Source organism: Archangium gephyra, assembly GCF_049060025.1.
In the GTDB taxonomy this organism is placed as follows: domain Bacteria; phylum Myxococcota; class Myxococcia; order Myxococcales; family Myxococcaceae; genus Archangium; species Archangium gephyra_A.
In genome coordinates, this window is the sequence record NZ_JBMEQQ010000002.1 from 6,520,897 (window position 1) to 6,541,554 (window position 20,658).

Consider the following 20,658-nt stretch of genomic DNA (forward strand, 5'->3'; position numbering starts at 1 on the left):
GAAGTGTCCCGCCCCCTACATTTGTTCGCCTCCCGGTGCCAAGGCGGACTATGGCTGTAAGAGCCGTACGCCGTCCCCGCCGGAGAGATTCGTGATTCCCTACTTCCAGCCTCCTTCCATCAAGCTCGGCCCCCTCACCCTCGAGCCCTTCGGCATCTTCGTGGCCCTCGGCATCCTCTTCGCCGCCCACATGCTGACCCGCAACGCCGAGCGCGAGGGGCTCGACTCCAACGCCCTGGCCGATTACGCGCCCTGGGGTGTGGGTGTAGGTGTCGTCGTCGGCCACCTGTTCCACCTCTTCGCCTACCACCCCGAGGAGCTCTCCAAGAGCCCGTACCAGATCTTCCGCGTGTGGGATGGTCTGTCCTCCTTCGGTGGCCTGATGGGCGGCATCCTCGCCGCCGTCGTCTTCTTCAAGGTCCGCAAGCTGCGCTTCCGCGACTACGCCGACTCCTTCGCGCTCGCCGTCACCCCCGGCTGGGCCATCGCCCGCCTCGGCTGCTTCGCCGCCCACGACCACAAGGGCATCCCCACCGACTTCTTCCTCGCCGTCGACTTCCCCGCGGCCCTCGGTGGGCCCCGTCATGACCTCGGCCTGTATGACGCTGTCTTCCTCTTCGCCATCTCCGGACTGCTGTTCCTCCTGCGCAACTCCGGCATGCTGCGCGGCAAGCTGCTCCCGCTGCTCGCCATCCTCTACGCCTGCGGCCGCTTCTTCTTCGATACCCTCCGCGCCACCGACCTTGCTTATGTCGATGCCCGGTACTTCGGCCTGACACCCGCTCAGTTCAGTTGTTTCGGGCTCATCGCCTTCGGCATCTACGGCCTCGTGAAGTGGCAGGCCCCCGCCAGGAAGGACTCCCCCGCCGTGGGTACCGGGGAGAATGCGCAGCCTCAGGTCAGGTAGACCCGCAGGTCAGGTAGACCCTCACCCCCGCCCTCTCCCAGAGGGAGAGGGGGTTTGACGCGGGTGCAACCCTTGTGACGGGCACCCTCACCCCGTCCCTCTCCCGGAGGGCGAGGGGAGGGTCCCACAGTTTGAACGCGTTCAAGGTCGACGAGACGTCATGCGGCTGTTGATGGGCGCAGGCCCGCCAGCTTGCGGCTCGCCTGCACCGAGTGCACCTCGATGATGCGCCCCGCCGCATCGAGCTCCACCCGGATGACCACCCGCGCCGCGGCCCCCGGTGCGCAGTCTCGCCACTCGGCCACCACCGCCGGCAGCCCGTTGAGCATCCGCAGCTCCACCGTGTCCGGTGTGCCTCGCATCTCCTGCACCCGCCGGTAGAAGAGCGACACCCGCTTCAGCCCCACCACCGGTACCCGCGCCGCGTACGTCTCGCCTCCCCCGTCCGTCAGCGCCCTCACCGGCTCCGCCAGCAACGCCTCCGCCGCCTCCACGTCTCCCGACGCCAGCGCGCCCAGGAAGCCCACCAGCGCCTCCCTCGTCCGCTCCTGCAACTCCCGCGTCGGCACGCACCTCGCCCGGTCGTACCGCTCCATCGCCTGTCTCGCCCGGTGGTGCGTCACCTTCACGTTCGTCTCGCTCATCCCCAGGCACTCCCCCACCTCCCTCCCCGAGTAGTCGAACACGTCCCTCAACAGCAGCACCGCCCGCTGCCTCGGCGTCAGCGCCTCCAGCGCCATCAGGAACGCGTACGACACGCTCTCCAACAGCTCGTAGCGGCCCTCCGTCGTCCCTCCCCCCGGCAGCTCCGCTTCCACCGACGGCACCGCCTCCTCCCCCGTCTCCACCGGCGACGGCAGCCACGGGCCCACGTACCCCTCCCGCTTCCTCCTCCTCAGCCGGTCCCTCGCCAGGTTCATCGCCACCCGCGTCAGCCACGGGCGCACCTCCTCCATCCTCCCCGGTGGCGACGTCAGCGCCCTCGCGTACGTCTCCTGCACCAGCTCGTCCGCGTCCGCCGCCACCCCCGTCATCCGGTAGCACAGGCCCCAGAGGAACTTCTCGTGCTCCCGCACCGCCCTCTCCAGGGCCTCGTGTTCCCCCAGCTTCATGCCGCTCGCGCTCCCCTCTCCGTGCTCAACAGCCGCGACACCGTCTCCGCGCTCGCCAACGACGCGTCCACCAGCATCCCCTCCCGCCCCACCCAGTCCCCCACCACGTACAGCCCTCGCACGTGCTCCACCCGAGGCCCCGGTCTCGCCTCCAGCCCCTTCGCCGGCAGCGCGTTCATCACCGTCAGACCCGGCAGGAACCGCTTCGTCACCACGTGCTCCCTCCACCCCGGCTGCAGCACGTCCAGCACTCCCTCCAGCTCCCCCTCGCTCGCCTCCTCCTCCCCTCCTCCCAGGTACTTCGCCACGTGCACCATCGCGCCTCCCTCCGGCGCCAGCCGCGCCGCCCACGCCGAGTGCACCGATGCGTACCAGGGTCTGTCCATCCCCAACGCGAACAGCGCCCTCGGCTTCGGCAGCTTCGACAGCCCCACCTCCAGCGACGCCGCCTTCACCGGCACCGCCTGCGCCGCCCACCCCGCCAGCACCTCGTCCCCCGGCAGCAGCCCCGCCACGTCCCTCGGCCCCCCCGCCACCACCACCGCCTCCGCCTCGTATTCCGTTCCGTCCGCCAGCCGTACCCCTCGCGCCCGTCCGTCTTCCCGCTCCACCGACTCCACCCTCGCCGAGCCCACCACCTCCACTCCCGCCTCCCTCGCCTTCTCCGCCAGCGCTCGCACCAGCTCGCTCCAGCCTCCGTCGAGATAGCGCACCCCCTTCCTCGCGAGCTGGAACTGCTCCACCGCCGCGTCCGCCGCCAAGGCGTTGGCGTCCGCGCAGTACGTCGACACCCGGAACAAGGCCGCCACCACCTCGCGCACCTCCGCCCTCGTCACGTGCTCCTCCAGCCACTCGCGCAGGCTCCGGCCCTCCAGCGCCGCCGCGTCCGTCCGCATCAGGAGTGTCAGCACCCGCCCCAGCTCCAGCTTGCCCGCCGCTCCCAGCAGATCCGTCATCAGCAGCGACACCGCCCCCGCCGGCAGCGCGTGCAGTCGGTTCCCTCTCAACGCGAAGCTTCCCTCCCCTCGCGGGCTTCCTCCCCGCATCGGCACTCCCAGCCCCCCCAGCACCCGCGCCGCCGCTCCTCCCAGGTACAGCGCGTGCGGCCCCAGGTTGAAGTGGTAGCCCTCTACCTCCGTCGTGTGCGCCCGGCCCCCCAGGTGTCTCGATTTCTCGAACAGCGTCACCTTCCTCCCCCCTCGTGCCAGCAGCGCCGCCACCGCCAGCCCTCCCAGCCCTCCTCCCACCACCACCACGTCCGTTTTGTGATTCATCGTCCGCTCCCTTTTTCGAGCCGCTTCTTCTCGGGCTCACAGGGACCACGACGGGGGACTCGGAAAGGTTACACGGGGGGAATCCGGGGCCCGAGACACCCTCACCCCGACCCTCTCCCGGAGGGCGAGGGAGAGGAGGGGCAGAGGAGGGGTGTCAGGGGATTTCGCTAGCGTCCGCCCGCTTCTCTCCACCCCGGCCAGGAGTTTCCTTCATGAAGCTTCACGTCGCCCTGCTGCTCGCCTCCGCTTCCCTCAGCGCCTGTGGTGCTCACTCCAGCCAGGCCTCCGCCCCCTCCGCCAACGAGCAGGCCCTCGCCTCCGAGTCCGCTTCCTTCCGCGAGGCCACCGTCCAGCTCTCCACCGGCGTCCAGATGCACTACGTCGAGCAGGGCCGGAAGGAAGACCCCGTCCTCGTCCTCCTCCACGGCTACACGGACTCGTATCTCTCCTTCGAGCGCGTCCTGCCCCTCCTCCCCCGGAGCTTCCACGTCTACGCGCTCGACCAGCGCGGTCATGGTGACTCGTCCCGCCCCGAGTGCTGCTACACCCAGTCCGACTTCGCTTCCGATGTCGCCGCCTTCCTCGACTCGCAGGGCATCCAGCGCGCCGTCCTCGTCGGCCACTCCATGGGCAGCTTCATCGCCCAGCAGGTCGCCCTCGAGCACCCCCAGCGTGTCGAGGCCCTCGTCCTCATCGGCTCGGCCCCCACCGTCCACGGCAACGCCGTCGCCGCTGAGCTGAAGTCGTTCGTGGACACCCTCTCCGAGCCCATCGACCCCGCCTTCGTCCGCGACTTCCAGGCCGGTACCTTCTACCGCCCCATTCCCCCCGCCTTCCTCGACACCGCCGTCTCCGAGAGCCTCAAGGTCCCCGCTCGCGTCTGGAAGGCCTCCCTCGACGGCCTCATCGCCGAGGACCACTCCTCCCGGCTCGGGCAGCTCTCCGTCCCCACCCTCGTCGTGGGTGGGGACCGCGATGGTTTCTTCTCCGTCCCCGAGCAGCAGGCCCTCGCCCAGGCCCTGCCCCACGCTACCCTCGCGCTCTACACCGAGACCGGCCACGCGCCCCACGTCGAGCAGCCCCAGCGCTTCGTCGACGATGTGAAGAAGTTCCTGCGCACGCTCCGCGGGAAGTAGGCACTGGGAGCCGCTACCCCACCGTGGAGGCCGGACGCGGCAGCTCCTCCTCCACGGGCGGAACCACGGCCACCGGCCCCGCCTTGCGCGCCCGGCGGCGATCCACCCAGCCCGCCAGCGACACGTACGCCACCGGGATGACCAGCAGCGTCAGCAGCGTGGACACCGTCATGCCGCCGATGACTCCGCGGGCCATCGGCGCCCACATCTCCGCGCCGTCTCCCAGCTCGAAGGCCAGCGGCACCATGCCCAGCACCGTGGTGAGCGTCGTCATCAGGATGGGCCGCAGCCGGCTCCGCCCCGCCTCCATCGCCGCCAGCACCAGGTCATGCCCCTCCAGGCGCCGCGTCTTCAGCACGTCGATGAGCACGATGCCGTTGTTCACCACCACGCCCGCCAGCAGGATGATGCCAATCAGCGCCGTCACCTGCATCGTGGTCTTGCTCACCACCAGCGCCAGCACCACGCCCGCCACCGCCAGCGGCACCGAGAACAGGATGACGAAGGGCTCCAGCAGCGACTCGAACTGGCTGGCCATCACCATGTAGACGAGCACCACCGCCACCACGAAGGCCAGGCCCAGCGCCATGAAGGAGTCCGCCAGGTCTTCCGCCGTGCCCGCCACCACCGTGGAGATGCCGGGCTCCTCGCCCTCCGCGGCGATGGTCTCGTTCACCCGCTGGATGAGCGTGCCGAGCGCCACGCCCTTCGCGGAGGACAGATTGATGGTGGCCAGGCGCCGCTGGTTCTCGCGCGCGATGGCCGTGGGCCCCAGCGCCTGCTCGATGCCCGCCACCGTCTCCAGGGGCACCGTCACCCCCAGCGGCGTCGACACCGGCAACGCCCTCAACCGGCGCAAGTCCTCCCGCACCTCCCGGGGCGCCCGCACGAAGACGCGGTACTCGTCACCGTCCTCCCGGAACATGGTGGCCGTCGTCCCCAGGAAGTACGTGGACACCGTGGACGCCACCTCCGCCGGCGCCAGCCCCAACAGCTTGATCTGCTCCCGGTCCAGCTCCACCTTCAGCTCCGGCTGGCCCTGCTCCATCGAGAACGTCACGTTCGCCGTCCCGGGCATCGTCTCCAGCCGGCTCTTCAGCCGCGCGCCATAGGCCCGCACCTTCATCAGGTCATCGCCGAACACCTTCACCACCACGTCGCCCCCCGCTCCCGCCAGGCCCTGCTGCTGCGGCAGCACCTCCAGCCCCGCCAACCCCTTGAAGTGCTCCTTCAGCGCTTCCTCGATCTCCTGCTGGCTGCGCTCGCGCTCGGAGCGTGGCGGCAGGCGCACCTGCACGCTGCCCGTGTACGAGTTCTGCCCGAAGAGCGCCGCGAAGCCCTCGCCCCCGCCGAACTGGGAGACGACCACCTCCGCCTCCGGCACCTGCTCGTGGACGATGGCCTCCACCTGCTTGAACAGCTCGTCCGTCGTCCACAGCGACGTGCCGGGGTTCGCCTTCACCGAGAAGCGCAGCTCGCCGTTGTCCGTCTTGGGCATGAAGTCCACGCCCAGCAGCGGCGACAGCCCCATGATGGCGATGAAGACGAGCAGCGTGGCCCCCAACACCTTGCCCCGGTGCCGCAGCGCCCTGCCCAGCACCCGCGCATAGCGCTCGGAGAGCGGATCCAACCACGCGGTGAGCCGCGCCATCGACCGCTCCAGCCGGTTCTGCCCCGCGTTCAGCGCCATCAGGCTGGCCATCAACGGCACCAGCGTGAGCGCCACCAGCAGCGAGGCCAGCAGCGAGATGCAGATGGTGAGGCTCATGTCCCGGAAGAGCTGGCCGGCCAGTCCGGGCACGAAGAGGATGGGCGCGAACACCGCCACCGTCGTCAGCGTCGAGGCGGCGATGGGCATGGCCATCTCCCGCGTCCCGTCGATGGCCGCCTCCTTCGGACCCTTCCCGCGGCCCAGGTGCGTGAAGATGTTCTCCAGCACCACGATGGAGTTGTCCACCAGCATGCCCACCGCCAGCGCCAGGCCCGCCATGGAGATGATGTTCATCGTCACCCCCTGGAAATCCATCACCGCGAAGGTGGCCAGCAGCGACAACGGAATGCTCACCAGCACGATGCTGCTCGTGCGCCAGCTCCGCAGGAACGCCAGCAGCACCGCCGCCGTCAGCAGGATGGACAGCACCGCGCTGTCCGAGAGGTTGGAGAGCGCCCGGGTGATGGGCAGGCCCTGATCGAACACCCGCACCAGCGTGACGCCCTCGGGCATCCGCTTCTGCAGCCCCTCCAGCTCCTTGATGACCCGCCGCGCCACCTGCACCGTGTTGGCGTCCGACTGCTTGCGCACGGCCATCATCACCGCGTGCCGGCCGTCCGCCCGCACCACCGACGCCTCCTCCTCGAACGTGTCCACCACGTCCGCCACGTCGCGCAGGTGCACCCGCTGCCCGCCCTTCTGCCCCACCACCACCTCCCGCACCTGCTCCACCTTCTGGAACTCGGCGTTGGTGGAGATGTTCAGCTCCTGCCGCCCCTGCCGCAGCATGCCGCCCGGAATCATCACGTTGGCGCCCCGCAGCGACGCCACCACCTGCTGCGCCGAAATCCCGTACGCCTCCAGCCACTCGGGCTTGAGCCGCACCTGGATCTCCCGCTTCGTCCCGCCAATCACCTCCGCGGAGGCCACCCCCTCGATGCGCGCCAGGTAGGGCTCCACCATGTCCTCGGCCAGCGTGCGCACCGAGTGCGGCGTGCCCGGCGCGTTCACCGTGAGGAACACCACCGGCTGCAACGCCGGGTCGAACGCGAACGTCAGCGAGCGCCTCACGTCTTCCGGCAGCACGTCCTGCGCGAAAATCTCCAGGTTCTTGCGGACGTCCTGCTCGGCCGTCTGCATGTTCGTGCCCCAGGCGAACTTCACCATCACCAGCGAGGTGCCCTGCTGGCTGGTGGAGTTGATGTCCTCCACGTTCTCCACCGAGGCCATCGCCGCCTCGATGGGACGCGTGACGAGCTGTTCAATCGAGTCCGGACCCGCGCCCGGGTACTCGGTGATGATGGCCACCAGGGGGAATTCGATGTCCGGCAGCATGTCCAGCTTCAGCCGGCTGAAGGTGAACACCCCGAGGATGGTCAGACAGAGAAACACCATCACCCCGGTGACGGGGCGGCGGACCGACAGTTCGGTGAGGTTCACTTGCCCGGCTCCTTCTTCTGCGCCCCGGCCAGCGTGATGGGATTGCCATCCCGCAGCAGGTGCACCCCCTTCACGATGAGCTGCTCTCCGGCCGCGAGCCCCTCGCGGATCTCCAACCGGTCATCCTGACGCACGCCCACGCGCACCTGCCGGCGCGTGGCCTTCTGCCCATCACTCACGAAGGCCGTGGCCAGCCCCGTGCGCTCCGTCTCGCCCTCCAGCAGCACCGCCTCGGCCGGCACCAGCACCACGCCCTCGCGGCGGCCCAGCTCGATGGAGGCGCGGATGGCCGAGCCGGCGACGAGCTGGCCCTCCTTGTTGTCCAGGTGCACCTCCACCAGCCCGGTGCGCGTCATCCGGTCCACCACCGGCCCCTTGAGCGACACCTTGCCCTCCACGCTCTGCTCGGGCCGCGCCAGCGGCGACACCCGCACCGGCATGCCCTCGCGCACATGGAGGAAGTCCCGCTCCGGCACGCGCAACACCGCCTTGAGGCGCTCGGCCTTCACCACCGTCACCACGGGCGAGCCCGCTCCCGCCAGGTCTCCCTCGCGCAGGTGCACCACGGCCACCACGCCCGAGATGGGGCTGCGAATCGACGTGCGGCTGCGCTGCGCCGAGGCCTGTCCCACCGCGGCCTCCGCCTGGCGCACCTGCGCATCCACGCCCCGGAACTGCGCCTCGAGCGCCTCGAGCTGGGCCTTGGACACCGAGCCCGCCGCCACCAGCTCCCGCGTGCGCTTGAGGTTGTCCTCCACCGCGTCGCGGTTGGCCCGCGCCGCCTCCAGCCCCGCCTGCGCCTGGTTGAAGCCCTCCGACTGCAAGTCCCCGTGCAGCGTGGCCAGCAGGTCTCCCTGCTTCACCCGGACGCCCTCCTGCACCGCCAGGCGGAGGATGCGCTCGGGCACCACCGGCGACACACGCACCTCCTCCATGCCCTGCAGCTCGCCCACCAGCGTCACCGCCTCCACCACGTTCCCCTTCTCCACCGGGGCGACGCTCACCGGACGCACCGCCAGCTCCACGGCCTTGGCCGCCTCGGGCGCGGGCTTTCCGCACGCCGTCAGCGCCAGCACCGCCACGCAGGCGGCCTTCCTCAAGTTGCTCCTCATTGCATCCTCCAGATGTCAGGGGTTCTCGGCGGACGGGGGCGCGGCGAGCCGGCCCACCAGCTTCTCGAAGATGCGCAGCAGCGCCGTGCGATCCCCGGGGTCCAGCAGGGACAGGAAGTTGCCCAGGCTCTCCTGGGCCTGGGCCTGGATGCGGCCCGCGGTCTCCTGCCCCCGCGCCGTCAGCCGCACATGGACGACGCGGCGATCCCCGGGGTCCCTCTCGCGCTGGGCGTACCCCTCGCGCTCCAGCCGATCGACGATGCCGGTGATGGTCTTCTCCGTCACGCCCACCCGCCGCGCCAGCTCTCCCATGGGGAGCGGCCCGTCCTGCCCCAGCCACATCACGCCGTGAAGCTGCGGCGGCGTGAGCTCCAGCGTCTCGGTGAGCTGGGCGAGCGGATCCCTCAGCGAGTTGCGCCGGCCCACCGCCACCAACAGCTCCAACATCCGACGCGCCGCGTCATCCAACCCGGAGATATTCCGCATTCGCGACTATCATCTAGCAGGAAGCTTCGTGCCGCGCCAACCGACGCCAGGGGTAGGGGCGGTTTCACCCGGGTTGTGGGGGGGAGCCGTCTCGACGCGGCCGGGGGCTGGCCTACCTGCGAGAGAACCGGGCGGATATGCTCCGGCCCCATGAATTTCAAGACCAGCTACAAGGTCGGGCTCGCGGTGCTCCTGTGCTACCTCGTCGCCTGGTTGGACCGGATGGCCATCAACATGACCATCCCGTACATCCGCACCGAGCTCGACGTGGGCCCCGAGCGCATCGGGTGGATCCTCAGCGCCTTCTTCCTCGGGTACGCGCTCTTCCAGATTCCCGGCGGCATGCTCGCCGACCGCATCGGGCCCCGGAAGGTCATCCTCTTCGCGCTCGCCTGGTGGTCCGTCTTCACCGCGCTCACCGGCGTCGTCGGCGGCCTCATCAGCATGCTCGTCGTGCGCTTCCTCTTCGGCATCGGTGAGGGCATCTTCCCCGCCGCCGTCTGGAAGGTCGTCGGCAACTGGTACACCAAGAAGAACCGCGGCACCGCCAACGCCATCATCCTCTCGTCCGTGGCGTTCGGGCCGGCCATCTCCTCGCTGCTGCTGGCCTGGTTCCTGCCCATCCTCGGCTGGCGCGGCAGCTTCTTCGCCCTCGGCGGCGCGGGCGTGCTCTGCCTGCTGGCCGCCTGGCTCTACATCACCAACTCCATCCAGGACAACCCGAAGGTCTCCCGCGAGGAAGCTCGAGGAGTTCGAGCGCGACAGCCGCTCCCAGGCCGCCAACGCCGAGCAGACCCTGGAGAAGGCCAGCTTCGGCCAGCTCCTGCGCTCCCCCGCCATCTGGGTCCTCTTCTTCGTCGCCCTCATCTACAACCTCACCATGTACGGCTGGCTCAACTGGCTGCCCACGTACCTGCTCGAGGTGAAGAAGCTCTCGCTCACCAAGACGGGCCTCCTCGGCGCGCTGCCATTCCTCTGCGGCGGCATCGGCTGCACGCTGGCCGGCTACGTGTCGGATCGCTGGTTCCGCGGCCGCCGCAAGTACCTCGTGTTCGGCTGCCAGGCGCTCGGCGGCGTCTGCCTCTACCTCTTCACGCAGATCAACGACCCCCTCCCGTACATGATCGCCCAGTGCATCGCCGGCTTCCTGCTCTTCATGGCCGCCGGCGCCATCTGGACCCTCCCCATGATTCTCGTGCCCCCCAAGCTCATGGGCTCGGGCTCGGGCTTCATCAACACCGGTGGGCAGATCGGCGGCTTCCTCACCAACATCCTCATCGGCAAGGTCATCGCGTGGAACAACAATGACTACGCCACCGGCTTCACCTTCATGCTCGGTGCGCTCGTCGTCGCCGCCCTGCTCGTTCTCGTCGGCATCCGCGAGCAGTCCGCTCCCGCCCCCAAGCCGTCCCCCGCTCCCGCGCTGTCCTGAGCAGGCTCAGCGCTTCCGGGTGGGCGGCGCCTTGTGGGCCCGCCGCCCGGCCGCGAGCTCCTCGAAGAGGGAGAGCACCTGCTCCGCGCTCCGCCGCAGGGCCGGTGCTCCGTGGCGCTCCCACTGCTCCAGCATCCAGAAGTCGGTGGCCTGGCCCAACCCCATCATCGCCACCAGCAACAGGTCCTCGGGGAGGTCCGTCCGTACCGCGCCCACCGTGCGCCCCTCCGCGAGGACCCGCTGGAGCCACGCGGTCAGGGGTGCCTCGAAGCGGAGCCAGGCGGACTGGAGCTTCGGGTTCATCCGCGCCTGCGACATCCCATGGAGCAGCCGCGCCGAGCGCTCGTCGCCCAGGATGAAGTCGAGCAGCGCGAGGTAGATGCTCCTGAACTGGCGCCAGAAGTCTTCCGCGTCGCGCGGCGGCGTCCACTTCCCGACCTGGCCCAGCAGCCCCTCCACGGTCAGGCCGATCACCGTGGCATACAAGTCTTCCTTGCCCTCGAAGTAGTAGTACGCGGTGCCTTTCGAGAAGCCCGCGCGCTCGATGATGCGGTTGTAGGACGCACCATCGAACCCATGCTCCGCGAACTCCTCGGCGGCCACCTCAAGGATGGCCCGCCGTCGCTCGGGGGCAAGCCTGTCGAACCGGGGATGGGGCATTCGGGCAGCGGCTTCTATCAGGATGCAACGGCGGTGTCGCCGTGAGCCCCGAGCGCCTCCTCGTGCAGCCGGTGCCACGCGACGATGGCCCGGTCCGCGCGGACCATGACGCCGTGCTCGAGTGAACCGGAGCGGGGCAGGCTGGTGCTGACCATCCGGTAGTCATCCGGCTGGACGAGCTGGAACTCGAGTGCGAGCAGCAGGCGCGCGGTGAGCCACCCCAGCCCTGGCACGGGAAGGTAGCCCTGGTGGTAACGCGCCGAAATCCAGGTGTGCTCGGAGTCGATGGGCGTGCAGACCACGACGCCCTGGAGCCGCGGCGTGAAGCCCAGGTGGAGGACGCCCGGGTACCCGACGTGGATGTCGAAACGGAACCCCGTCCCCGAGGGACTCGACTCCTTGCGCAGCCAGCCGGTGGAGCGGACGATGCCGCCTTCCACGCGCACCTCGTAGGGCTCGAGCCGGGTGTAGGCCGTCGGTGCATAGCGCCGGTGCGCGAACGGAAAGTGATGCAGGTCCATCATCCCCTCCATCACCCGGGTGAATCGCGCGTTCCAGACAGCCTCCACGGAGGCGCTGTGCGGGTCCGGCTCGGGGGCGCCGGGAATCCACGGCAGCTCCGGAAGCGGCCCCCGCGCCTGGCCTCCGAGATAGGCCCAGAGGAAGCCGTGCGCCTCGCGGACCGGGTGCATGCGCAGGCACATGGCCCGGGACGGTTTCGCGTCCCGCCCCTCACAGGGCATGAGCGTGCAAGCGCCTCCGCCCTCGAAACGGAAGCCGTGGTACGGGCACTCGAGCTCACCGCCCACGACCCGCCCCAGCCCGAGGTTGGCCCCCCGGTGGGGACAGCCCGCGTCCGCGCAGCGCGCCACTCCCGCAGCATCCCTCCAGAGCACCAGCCGCTGCCCCAGCCGCTCGAGCTTCCAGCGGCCTCTTGCTCCCCAGTGAGGGGGTGCGCGCCACCGCGTACCAGTGGGCGGACCACCGCTCGGACACCTTCGACGCGGGAACATCACTCATGAGAGCCCTCCTGGACTGGCGGTTGGACCACTGGTCTAAACATGCTCGGCCAGCCGCCCTGGCGCAACCGGAACTGGCGGCCATCACGTCCGGGCTACCAGTAGTTCACCGACTTCAGGTCGAAGATGTCGGTGATGCCGTGCGAGCGGAGGATCTGCGTCGCCATCGCGCTGCGTCCTCCCGCCTGGCAGTACACCACCACCTTCGTCCCCGGCGGGCCCACCTCGCCCACCCGCTGCGGCAGCTCCTGCACCGGGATGTTCCGCGCCGGCTCCGGGTGCCCCTGCTTGAACTCCTCCGGCGTCCTCACGTCCAGCAGCACCCACCCCTGCCCCACCAGCTCCCGGGCCTTCTCCGACAGTTCTTTCGGCGTCATGGGCGCCGGACTGTAGCCGGAAACTGGAGCCCTCGTTCCACGGCGCTACAGTCCCGTCGCACCATGTTGGACAAACACGCCCTGCTCGATCAGCTCGCCGAACGTCTCCACCAGAGCGACCGGCTCGCCCACCGCGCCGAGCTCGAGGCCCGAGAGGCCGCTCGCACCCTCGCCACCGAGTCCGAGAAGAAGGAGGACGGCCGCGCCGTCATCGAGTACGGCAGCCTCGCCACCGGCCAGGCCCAGCGCGCCCGCCGCGTCCAGGAGGAGATCAAGACCCTCTCCGACTTCCAGCAGGAAGGCCTCCCCCGCTTCTCGCGCAAGAGCCCCGTCGCCCTCGGCGCCCTCATCGACGTGTCCACCGAGGACGACGAGGGCTTCTCCGAGCGCACCTTCTTCCTCCTCCCCGTCGGCGCCGGCACCGAGCTCACCGGCCCCGGGGGCGATGGCTTCCTCTCCGTCATCACCCCCGCCTCCCCCGTGGGCCGTGCCCTCATGGGACGTCGGGCGGGCGACACCATCGAGGTGACGCTGGCCGGCGAGGTACGCGAGTGGACGGTCCTCGAGGTCGCCTGAACCCCCTGGCTTGAATCCCCTCCCCGCCTTCTTCCACGCTTCCAGGGAAGGCAGGCGCCGGGGGGTCCTGCGCCAGAGGAGGTCGCGCGCCATGTTCCAGCCTCGTGGAGCAGCGAAGAGCTTCCGTCCGGACAGCCCGGAGCAACCCACGCTCCCGCCCGAGGACTGGGCCTTCGCCGCGGACCATCCCGATGGCTACATGGCCGTGTCGGCCGTGCGCGACGGCGCGGGCGAGCTGGTGGACTTCCGCTGGCTGTACGCCAACCCCGCAGCCGAGACGATGATGGGCATGAGCCTGGCCTTCGTGCTCGGCCGGGGCATCGTCGAGCTGCTCCCCGACGCGCGCAGCCGCGGCGTCCACTCCCGCTTCGCCCGCGTGGTGGAGACCGGCGAGCCCTACGTGGACGAGGTGTACTTCCCCCTGGAGGACCGCGAGCGCTGGTTCCGCCTCGTCGCCCTCAAGCGCGGCGACGGGCTCTCCGTCTGGTTCAACGACATCACCCGCCGCAAGCGCGAGGAGCTGGAGACCACCTTCCTCGCCGAGGCCAGCCACCTGCTCACCGCCTCGCTGGACGTGGAGAGCGCCCTGCACGAGCTGGCCCGCCGCTGCGTCCCCACGCTCGCCGACGGCTGCGTCCTGCAGGTGATGGACAGCCGCGGCCAGCCCCTCCTGCTCGAGACGGCCGCCCACGAGCCCCACCAGGAGGCCCTGCTCCTCGAGGTGCTGCGGCGCGCCTCCTCCCAGGCCTCCGGCGAGCCCGGCCTCCTCGGGCTGCTGCTGCCCCAGGACGTCCCCCAGCTCCTCACCGAGCTGACGCCGCCCCTCCTCCAGTCCCTCACCCGCGACGCCGAGCACCTGCGCCTCATGCGGGCGCTCGGGCCGCGCTCGCTGCTCGCCGTGCCCCTGCGCGCGCGCGGGCGCGTCCTGGGCGCGCTCGTCCTCTTCACCGTCACCCCGCGCTCCTTCGGCCACGAGGCGCTGCGCTTCGCCGAGGACCTCGCCGACCGCGTGGCCCTCTCCGTGGACAACGTCCTGCTCTTCCGCGAGGCCCGCCAGGCCGTGGCCCAGCGCGACGAGTTCTTCACCGTCGCCGCCCACGAGCTGCGCACCCCCACCACCTCCCTCAAGCTCAACGTGCAGTCGCTCCTGCGCGGCGCCCGCCGCGGCGAGGCCGGCCAGTCCCCCGCCTCCCTCCTGGCCAAGCTGGAGAACATCGACCGCAACGCCGGCCGCCTCAACGCGCTCGTCAACGAGCTGCTGGACGTCACCCGCATCCACGCCGGCCGCCTGCGCCTGGACCTGGAGGAGGTGGACCTCACCGCGCTCGTCCAGGACGTGGCCGCCCGCTTCGAGCTGCCCGCCACCCAGGCCCACAGCCCCATCCTCCCGGAGGCTCTCCGGCCCCGCCGTGGGCGCCTGGGACCGGCTCCGGCTGGAGCAGGTGGTCACCAACCTGCTCTCCAACGCCCTCAAGTACGGCGCCGGCAAGCCCGTGCGCCTGCGGGTGTCCGCCGACACCACCCGCGCCCGGCTCGTGGTGCGCGACGAGGGCATCGGCATCGCCCCGGAGAGCCTCCCGCGCCTCTTCGGCCGCTTCGAGCGCGCCGTGTCCGACCGCCACTACGGCGGCCTGGGCCTGGGCCTCTACATCACCCGTCAAATCGTCGAGGCCCTGGGAGGCACCGTGAGTGTCACCAGCGCGCCGGGGGCCGGGGCCACCTTCACCGTGGAGCTGCCGCTCCGGGCCTCCTCCTGACCCGGAGCACCCTTCCCCACACCCGCGTTGTCGGACGATGGACGAATCACTCCCGGGCGGTGGATTTGGGAAGGGCAAGCTGATTGGAAGGAGGCTGAATGCAAGCCGAGCCCGCGCGCCCGCCATCATTGCCCATCACCTGGCCTGCAGCGCTCTTCGGCCTCATCTTCGGCGTGGCGATGACGTATGCGCCGTACGAGTTCCACGCGGCGTACTTCCGGCCGCTCTACCCGTACGTGCGCACCATGGGCGTGGCCTACCTGGCCAGCAGCGTGCTGCTCATGGCCACCATGCTCTACCCCCTCGCGCCGCGCTGGCTGGACGTGCTGGGGCGCGTGGGCTTCGGCGCCGTCACCGGGCTGTACTGGTGGGTCCTCAACGTGCGCACCGGCGGCCTCACCGGGGCCATCCTCTATCCGCTGCTGCTGGCGGGCCTGGCCCTGGAGACGTCCCCCGCGTGGCGCAAGCGCGAGGTGTTCCGCGGCGTGGTGGCGCTCATCGCGCTCTCCTTCGGCCTGCTCATGCTGCTGGCGCGCCAGCGCTTCCCCCCCGTCTTCTACGCCTCGGTGGCGCCCCTGCTGGTGCCCATGGGGCTCGTCTTCCTGGGCTGCGGCGTGGGGCTGCTGTCCCCCGCCGGCTCGCGCCGGCCCGCGCTGCCGCGCCTCTTCATGGCGCTGCTCGCGGTGGACTTCTCGCTGCTCGCCTGGGCGCTGGGCCGCATCGGCTCGGGGCCCGGTGCCAGCATCTACCTCATCCTCACCCTGGCCTGCATCGCCTCGGCCACGGGCTTCCGCCCCCGCGCGCCCCGCACCGTGGGCTTCAAGCTGCTGCGCGGCCTGGCCTTCGCCGGCATCGTGCCGCTGCTGGCCCTGGGCGGCTTCGCGGCCTACCTCGCCCAGGGCGCCATCGAGCGCCAGGTGCGCGATGACACCGTGCGCGCCGCGGCCGGCGAGGCGGACTTCCTCGTGCGCTACCTCGACGACGCGCGCGAGTCCCTCCAGCTGCTGCTGGAGTCCCCCGGCTTCCGCAACGCCTTCGCCAAGCGCGACCACGAGCTCATGGCGCGCTACCTCAGCAACCTCCCCGCCCAGGCCCGCGCCTTCGACGCCGCCATCGTCCTGGACAAGGAGGGCGAGGGCTTCGCCGCCTCCTACGGCACCAAGGGCCTGGGCAGCTTCGCCCACCGCGACTACTACGGCGGCGTGCTGAGCACCGGCGCCCCCTACATCTCCCGCCCCTACGTCAGCTCGCTCGGCCTGCCCCATGTCGCCGTGGCCCTGCCCTTCAAGCAGGAGGGCAGGCTGGAAGGCATGCTCGTGGGCCTGCTGTCCCTCGAGCGCCTGTCCGCCGCCGTGACGCCCGCCGCCCAGCGCTTCCGCGTGCAGGTGCTGGACCGGCGCGGCCTGCTGCTCCTGCGCGACACCCAGCCCGGCGCCCCCCTGCTGAGCGAGGCCCACCTGCCCGCCGTCCTCCGCCAGCAGCTCGTCAGCAGCGACGAGAACGTGGTGGAGACGTTCGGCCCGGAGGATCAGCGCATCATGCTGGCCGCCGACGCCCCCGTGCCCGGCACCGAGTGGAGCGTCGTCGTGGCCCAGGACATGGGCGTGGCCTACCGCGCCATCACCCGCACCAGCGTGGCCTTCATCGCCATCCTCGCGCTGGGCGTGCTGCTCATGTTCGCCCTGGCCCAGTTCGTCGCCCGCGACATCATCCGCCGCCTGGAGACGCTGGTGGAGGCCACCGCCGCCATCGGCCAGGGCGAGCTGTCGCGCCGCGTGCCCGTGGAGGAGAACGACGAGCTGGGCGAGCTGTGCCGCGGCTTCAACGAGATGGCGGCCCGCACGGAGGCGGCCCAGGGCGAGCTGCGCGAGGCGGTGCGGCTGCGCGAGGAGTTCCTCTCCGTGGCCAGCCACGAGCTGCGCACCCCGCTCACGCCCCTCAAGGGCTTCGCCGCCCTCACCTTGAGCCGCATGGAGAAGGGCGGCGACTTCCCCGAGCGCGAGCGCACCCTCAAGGCCCTGCGCTCCATGGCCCGGCAGACGGACCGCCTCACCCGGCTGGTGGATGACCTGCTGGACACCTCGCGCATTCAAGCCGGCCGCTTCGAGCTGGAGCCCGCCCGGGTGGACCTGCTGCCCCTGGTGCGCGAGGTGATGGAGCGCTTCGAGCTGCGGGGCAACGAGGGGCTGCGCTTCGTGCTGGACGCCCCCGAGCAGGCCGTGGAGGGCCTCTGGGACGGCCCCCGCCTGGAGCAGGTCATCACCAACCTGCTGGCCAACGCCGTGCGTTACTCGCCCCAGGGCGGCACCGTGCACGTCAGCTTCCACCTGTCCCCCGAGGCGGTGGAGCTCCGGGTGCGCGACCAGGGCATCGGCATCCCCTCCGAGAGCATCGCCCTGCTCTTCCAGCCCTTCGCCCGCGCCTCCAATGCCACCGCGCGTCACTTCGGCGGCCTGGGCCTGGGGCTCTTCATCTGCCGCGAAATCGTCCAGCGTCACGGTGGCACCATCTGGGCGGAGAGCCCCGGCGCCCAGCTCGGGAGCTGCTTCCACGTCCGCCTGCCCCGCGAGGTACCAGCCGCTCCCCTCGCCGCCGCCACGGGCTGATCCCCGAAGAAGCGGGAAGGCACGTTTTCTTGGAGGATGGTGCAGAAGGGTGTAGGGCAGGCTATCGTAATTCTCCATCGAGGCGGTTCCCCTGGGCGCCCCCGGGCCCATGGAATCGAAGCCCCCCCTCATCACTCATGCATCCGAAGCCCCAGCAGACCGACGCGTCCCCACCTCCGCATGAGCAGCGCTATCCGCTGATCGCCGAGAACCCGAGGGAAGTGGTGTTCCAGCTCGACGCCGAGGGACGGTGGACGTTCCTCAGCCCGTCCTGGACGGAGCTGACGGGCTTCGCGGTGGAGGAGTGTCTGGGCCGGCCGGCGCTGGAGCTGGTGCACCCGGCGGAGCACGCGCATTGCCAGGAGTTGGGCCAGGCGCTGCTGGCGCGGCAGAAGGAGTGCTGCAAGCACGAGCTGCGCTACCGCACCCGGGACGGTCGCTACCTGTGGATGGAGGTCTACGTGCGGCTGCTGCTGGCGGATGACGGGACGTTGCTGGGGACGGGCGGCACGCTCAACGACATCACCGAGCGGCGTGCCACCACGGACGCGCTGGCCCGGCGCGAGCGCTACCTCACCGCGGTGGTGGAGATCCAACAGCGGCTGCTGGCGGCCTCGGCCTCGGACAACCTCTTCGAGCGGCTGGTGGCGCCGCTGGGGGAGGCCTCGGGCGCCAGCCGCGCCTACATCTTCGAGGCGCACCGCTCCCCGGACGGCAACCAGTTCTTCAGCCAGCGCGCCGAGTGGTGCGCGCCCGGGGTGCGGGCGAGCTTCCACAACCCGTCGCTGCGGAACGTGCCCCTGGAGCGGGAGCTGCCGTACCTGTACGAGAGGCTGTCGCGCGGCCAGGTGGTGTCCGGGTTGGTGAAGGACTTTCCCGCGGAGGAGCGGGCCCGCTTCGAGCCGCACGGAATCCGCTCGCTGCTGACGCTGCCCTTGTGGGTGCACGGCACGCTGGCGGGCTTCATCGGCTTCGATCACCGCGCGGAAGAGCGCGAGTGGGAGAAGCTGGAGGTGGACCTGCTGTGGGCCGCGGCCGGCGCCATCGCCCTGGCCATGGAGCAGCGGCAGTCCGAGCGCGCGCTGCGCGAGCGGGAGCTGCGCTTCCGGCGCATCGCGGAGAACGCCTCGGACGTGCTGTACCGCTACCAGCTCGCGGGCACGCGCAGCTTCGCCTTCATCAGCGGCGTGGTGACGAAGAACCTGGGCTACACCCCGGAGGAGCACTACCGGGACCCGACGCTGTGGCACCAGCACGTGCACTCGGAGGACCTGGCCGTCCTCGAGCAACTCCTGTCGGACCCGCAGCGGATGGCGGACACGCCCGTGGTGGTGCGCTTCACCCGGCGCGACGGGCGCCTGGTGTGGCTGCAGCACGTGGTGACGCCGGTGCTGGATGCCACCGGCCTGTGCGTGGCCGTGGAGGGCATCGCCCGGGACATCACCGAGCGCCGCCAGTTCGAGGAGGCCCTCAAGCTGTCCGAGGCCAGCTTCCGCCTGCTGCTGGAGGGCGTGCCGGAGCCGGCGGCCATCCAGCGCGACGAGCACATCATCTACGCCAACTCCGCGTTGGTGACGGCCCTGGGCTTCGAGCGTCCGCATGAGCTGATGGACCGCAAGCTGCAGGAGTTCCTCGTGGACGAGCCGCCCACGCCCGAGGGCATGGTGTCGCTGGTGACGGGCGAGCGGCGCATGCGGCGCAAGGACGGCACCATCCGCGTGGCGGAGTTCGCCTCGCTGCCGCTGCTCTTCGACGGAGAGCCGGCCGTGGTGTCCATCGCCCGCGACGTCACCGAGCAGCGCAAGCTCCAGTCGCAGCTCTCGCTGGCGGACCGCATGGCCTCCATGGGCACGCTGGCCGCGGGCATCGCCCACGAAATCAACAACCCGCTGGCCTTCGTCATCTCCAACCTGGGCTTCCTCCTGGACGAGATGCGCCGCATGCCGTCCATGTTGCCGGGCGGGCTCGCGTCCCGGCCCGAGGTGGACGAGTGGCGCTCGGTGTTGATGGAGGCCCGCGAGGGCGCCGAGCGCGTGCGGCAGATCGTCCGCCAGCTCAAGGCCTTCTCCCGGCCGGACGAGGAGCGGCAGGAGTCGGTGGATCTGCACGCGGTGCTGGACTCGGCGGTGATGCTGGCCGCCAACGAAATCAAGCACCGGGCGCGGCTCAAGCGCGAGTACGGGGCGATGCCCCACGTGAAGGGCAACGAGGGCCGCCTGTGCCAGGTGTTCCTCAACCTGGTGGTGAACGCGGCGCAGGCCATCCCCGAGGGCGCGGCGGAGAAGAATGAAATCCGCCTGGTGACGCGCGAGGGCCCGCATGGGCGGGTGATCGCCGAGGTGCAGGACACCGGCTCGGGCATTCCCCCCGAGGTGCTGGGCCGCATCTTCGATCCCTTCTTCACCACCAAGCCGGTGGGCGTGGGCACGGGCCTGGGCCTGTCCATCTGCCACGGCATCATCACCAGCCTGGGCGGGGAGATTTCGGTGGAGAGCCAGCCGGGCCGTGGCACCACGGTGCGGGTGGTGCTGCCCGCGGCCGAGAAGGGCACCCGGGTGGAGAAGCAGGTGGCGGCGCCCCAGGTGCCCATCACCCAGCGCGGGCGCGTGCTCATCGTCGACGACGAGCCCGCCGTCGGACGGGCCCTGCGGCGCATTCTGCGCGAGCACGAGGTGGAGCTGGCCACCAGCGGGCGTCAGGCGCTGGAGAAGCTGTCGGCGGACACCCGCTTCCACGCCGTGCTGTGCGACGTGATGATGCCGGACCTGGGCGGCAAGGACCTGTACGAGGCGATTCAACAGGCCGGCTCGGGGCTGGAGCGGCGCTTCGTCTTCGTCTCCGGCGGCGCCTTCACCCAGGGGGCGCGGGACTTCCTGGCCCGGGTGCCCAACCCCACGCTGGAGAAGCCCTTCGACGAGACGGCCGTGCGGCGCGTGGTGCGCGAGCTGGTGCTGAGCAACGCCGCGGCCGTGGGGAACTGACGGCCTCCTCCGGTTGTCGGACCCTCCTCCCAGTGACGGATAGGGAAGTGGACGCACCTGGGTCAGGCTGCG

At 70.7% G+C, this 20,658-nt stretch carries 14 protein-coding genes and 2 pseudogenes; 8 read left to right on the forward strand and 8 right to left on the reverse strand.

All coding sequences use genetic code 11. The annotated features are described in order from the left end of the window. Positions 1-91 precede the first annotated feature (91 nt). The gene (locus ACN28I_RS28275) at positions 92-907 is read left to right on the forward strand and encodes a prolipoprotein diacylglyceryl transferase (RefSeq protein ID WP_420945034.1); all 816 of its coding nucleotides are present in this window, start codon (positions 92-94) and stop codon (positions 905-907) included. 158 nt (positions 908-1,065) lie between these two features. Here ACN28I_RS28275 and ACN28I_RS28280 read toward each other — a convergent pair whose 3' ends face one another. Next, on the reverse strand, positions 1,066-2,019 hold the full coding sequence (locus tag ACN28I_RS28280) for a sigma-70 family RNA polymerase sigma factor (RefSeq protein WP_420945035.1): 954 nt from the start codon (positions 2,017-2,019) through the stop codon (positions 1,066-1,068). After that, positions 2,016-3,293 carry a phytoene desaturase family protein gene (locus ACN28I_RS28285; protein WP_420945036.1) on the reverse strand — a complete coding sequence of 426 codons (1,278 nt, stop codon included), beginning with the start codon at positions 3,291-3,293 and terminating at the stop codon, positions 2,016-2,018. Before ACN28I_RS28285 ends, ACN28I_RS28280 begins: the two co-directional genes overlap by 4 nt. Before the next feature lie 212 nt (positions 3,294-3,505). Between ACN28I_RS28285 and ACN28I_RS28290 the strand changes: the two genes are divergently transcribed. Then, a complete protein-coding gene (locus ACN28I_RS28290; RefSeq protein ID WP_420945037.1) occupies positions 3,506-4,429 on the forward strand; it encodes an alpha/beta fold hydrolase in 924 nt (307 codons plus the stop codon). Between the two features lie 13 nt (positions 4,430-4,442). Here the strand turns inward: ACN28I_RS28290 and ACN28I_RS28295 are convergent, their stop codons facing one another. Genes ACN28I_RS28295 through ACN28I_RS28305 form a run of 3 tightly spaced genes read right to left on the reverse strand, consistent with a single transcriptional unit; the run spans position 4,443 to position 9,178 of the window. After that, positions 4,443-7,580: an efflux RND transporter permease subunit gene (locus tag ACN28I_RS28295; RefSeq protein WP_420945038.1), complete on the reverse strand. Its 3,138-nt coding sequence runs from the start codon at positions 7,578-7,580 to the stop codon at positions 4,443-4,445. Further along, on the reverse strand, positions 7,577-8,692 hold the full coding sequence (locus ACN28I_RS28300; protein WP_420945039.1) for an efflux RND transporter periplasmic adaptor subunit: 1,116 nt from the start codon (positions 8,690-8,692) through the stop codon (positions 7,577-7,579). The genes ACN28I_RS28295 and ACN28I_RS28300 overlap by 4 nt, the downstream gene beginning before the upstream one ends. Before the next feature lie 15 nt (positions 8,693-8,707). Continuing rightward, on the reverse strand, positions 8,708-9,178 hold the full coding sequence (locus ACN28I_RS28305; RefSeq protein WP_420945040.1) for a MarR family winged helix-turn-helix transcriptional regulator: 471 nt from the start codon (positions 9,176-9,178) through the stop codon (positions 8,708-8,710). Between the two features lie 234 nt (positions 9,179-9,412). On the opposite strand from ACN28I_RS28305, the pseudogene ACN28I_RS28310 reads away from it, so the two are divergent. After that, positions 9,413-10,610: pseudogene (locus tag ACN28I_RS28310) on the forward strand (MFS transporter). 6 nt (positions 10,611-10,616) lie between these two features. Here ACN28I_RS28310 and ACN28I_RS28315 read toward each other — a convergent pair. The 3 genes from ACN28I_RS28315 to ACN28I_RS28325 all read right to left on the reverse strand — a co-directional run bounded on the left by ACN28I_RS28315 (position 10,617) and on the right by ACN28I_RS28325 (position 12,666). Next, positions 10,617-11,270: a TetR/AcrR family transcriptional regulator gene (locus ACN28I_RS28315; RefSeq protein WP_420945041.1), complete on the reverse strand. Its 654-nt coding sequence runs from the start codon at positions 11,268-11,270 to the stop codon at positions 10,617-10,619. 17 nt (positions 11,271-11,287) lie between these two features. After that, on the reverse strand, positions 11,288-12,142 hold the full coding sequence (locus tag ACN28I_RS28320; protein WP_420945042.1) for a Rieske 2Fe-2S domain-containing protein: 855 nt from the start codon (positions 12,140-12,142) through the stop codon (positions 11,288-11,290). A gap of 242 nt (positions 12,143-12,384) precedes the next feature. Next, positions 12,385-12,666, reverse strand: a complete 282-nt coding sequence (locus tag ACN28I_RS28325; protein ID WP_420945043.1) for a rhodanese-like domain-containing protein — start codon at positions 12,664-12,666, stop codon at positions 12,385-12,387. A 63-nt stretch (positions 12,667-12,729) separates the two neighbouring features. Here ACN28I_RS28325 and ACN28I_RS28330 point away from each other — a divergent pair, with 63 nt between their 5' ends. The 5 genes and pseudogenes from ACN28I_RS28330 to ACN28I_RS28350 all read left to right on the forward strand — a co-directional run bounded on the left by ACN28I_RS28330 (position 12,730) and on the right by ACN28I_RS28350 (position 20,586). Next, positions 12,730-13,242 (forward strand): GreA/GreB family elongation factor, encoded by a 513-nt coding sequence (locus ACN28I_RS28330; protein WP_420945044.1) that lies wholly within the window; start codon positions 12,730-12,732, stop codon positions 13,240-13,242. A gap of 199 nt (positions 13,243-13,441) precedes the next feature. Next, a pseudogene (locus tag ACN28I_RS28335) lies at positions 13,442-14,515 on the forward strand (PAS domain-containing protein); the annotation flags it as partial. 169 nt (positions 14,516-14,684) lie between these two features. After that, positions 14,685-14,999: a sensor histidine kinase gene (locus ACN28I_RS28340; protein WP_420948730.1), complete on the forward strand. Its 315-nt coding sequence runs from the start codon at positions 14,685-14,687 to the stop codon at positions 14,997-14,999. Positions 15,000-15,097: 98 nt separating this feature from the next. Continuing rightward, positions 15,098-17,605: an ATP-binding protein gene (locus ACN28I_RS28345; protein WP_420945045.1), complete on the forward strand. Its 2,508-nt coding sequence runs from the start codon at positions 15,098-15,100 to the stop codon at positions 17,603-17,605. Positions 17,606-17,742: 137 nt separating this feature from the next. Next, positions 17,743-20,586: a PAS domain S-box protein gene (locus ACN28I_RS28350; RefSeq protein WP_420945046.1), complete on the forward strand. Its 2,844-nt coding sequence runs from the start codon at positions 17,743-17,745 to the stop codon at positions 20,584-20,586. Positions 20,587-20,658: the final 72 nt, after the last annotated feature.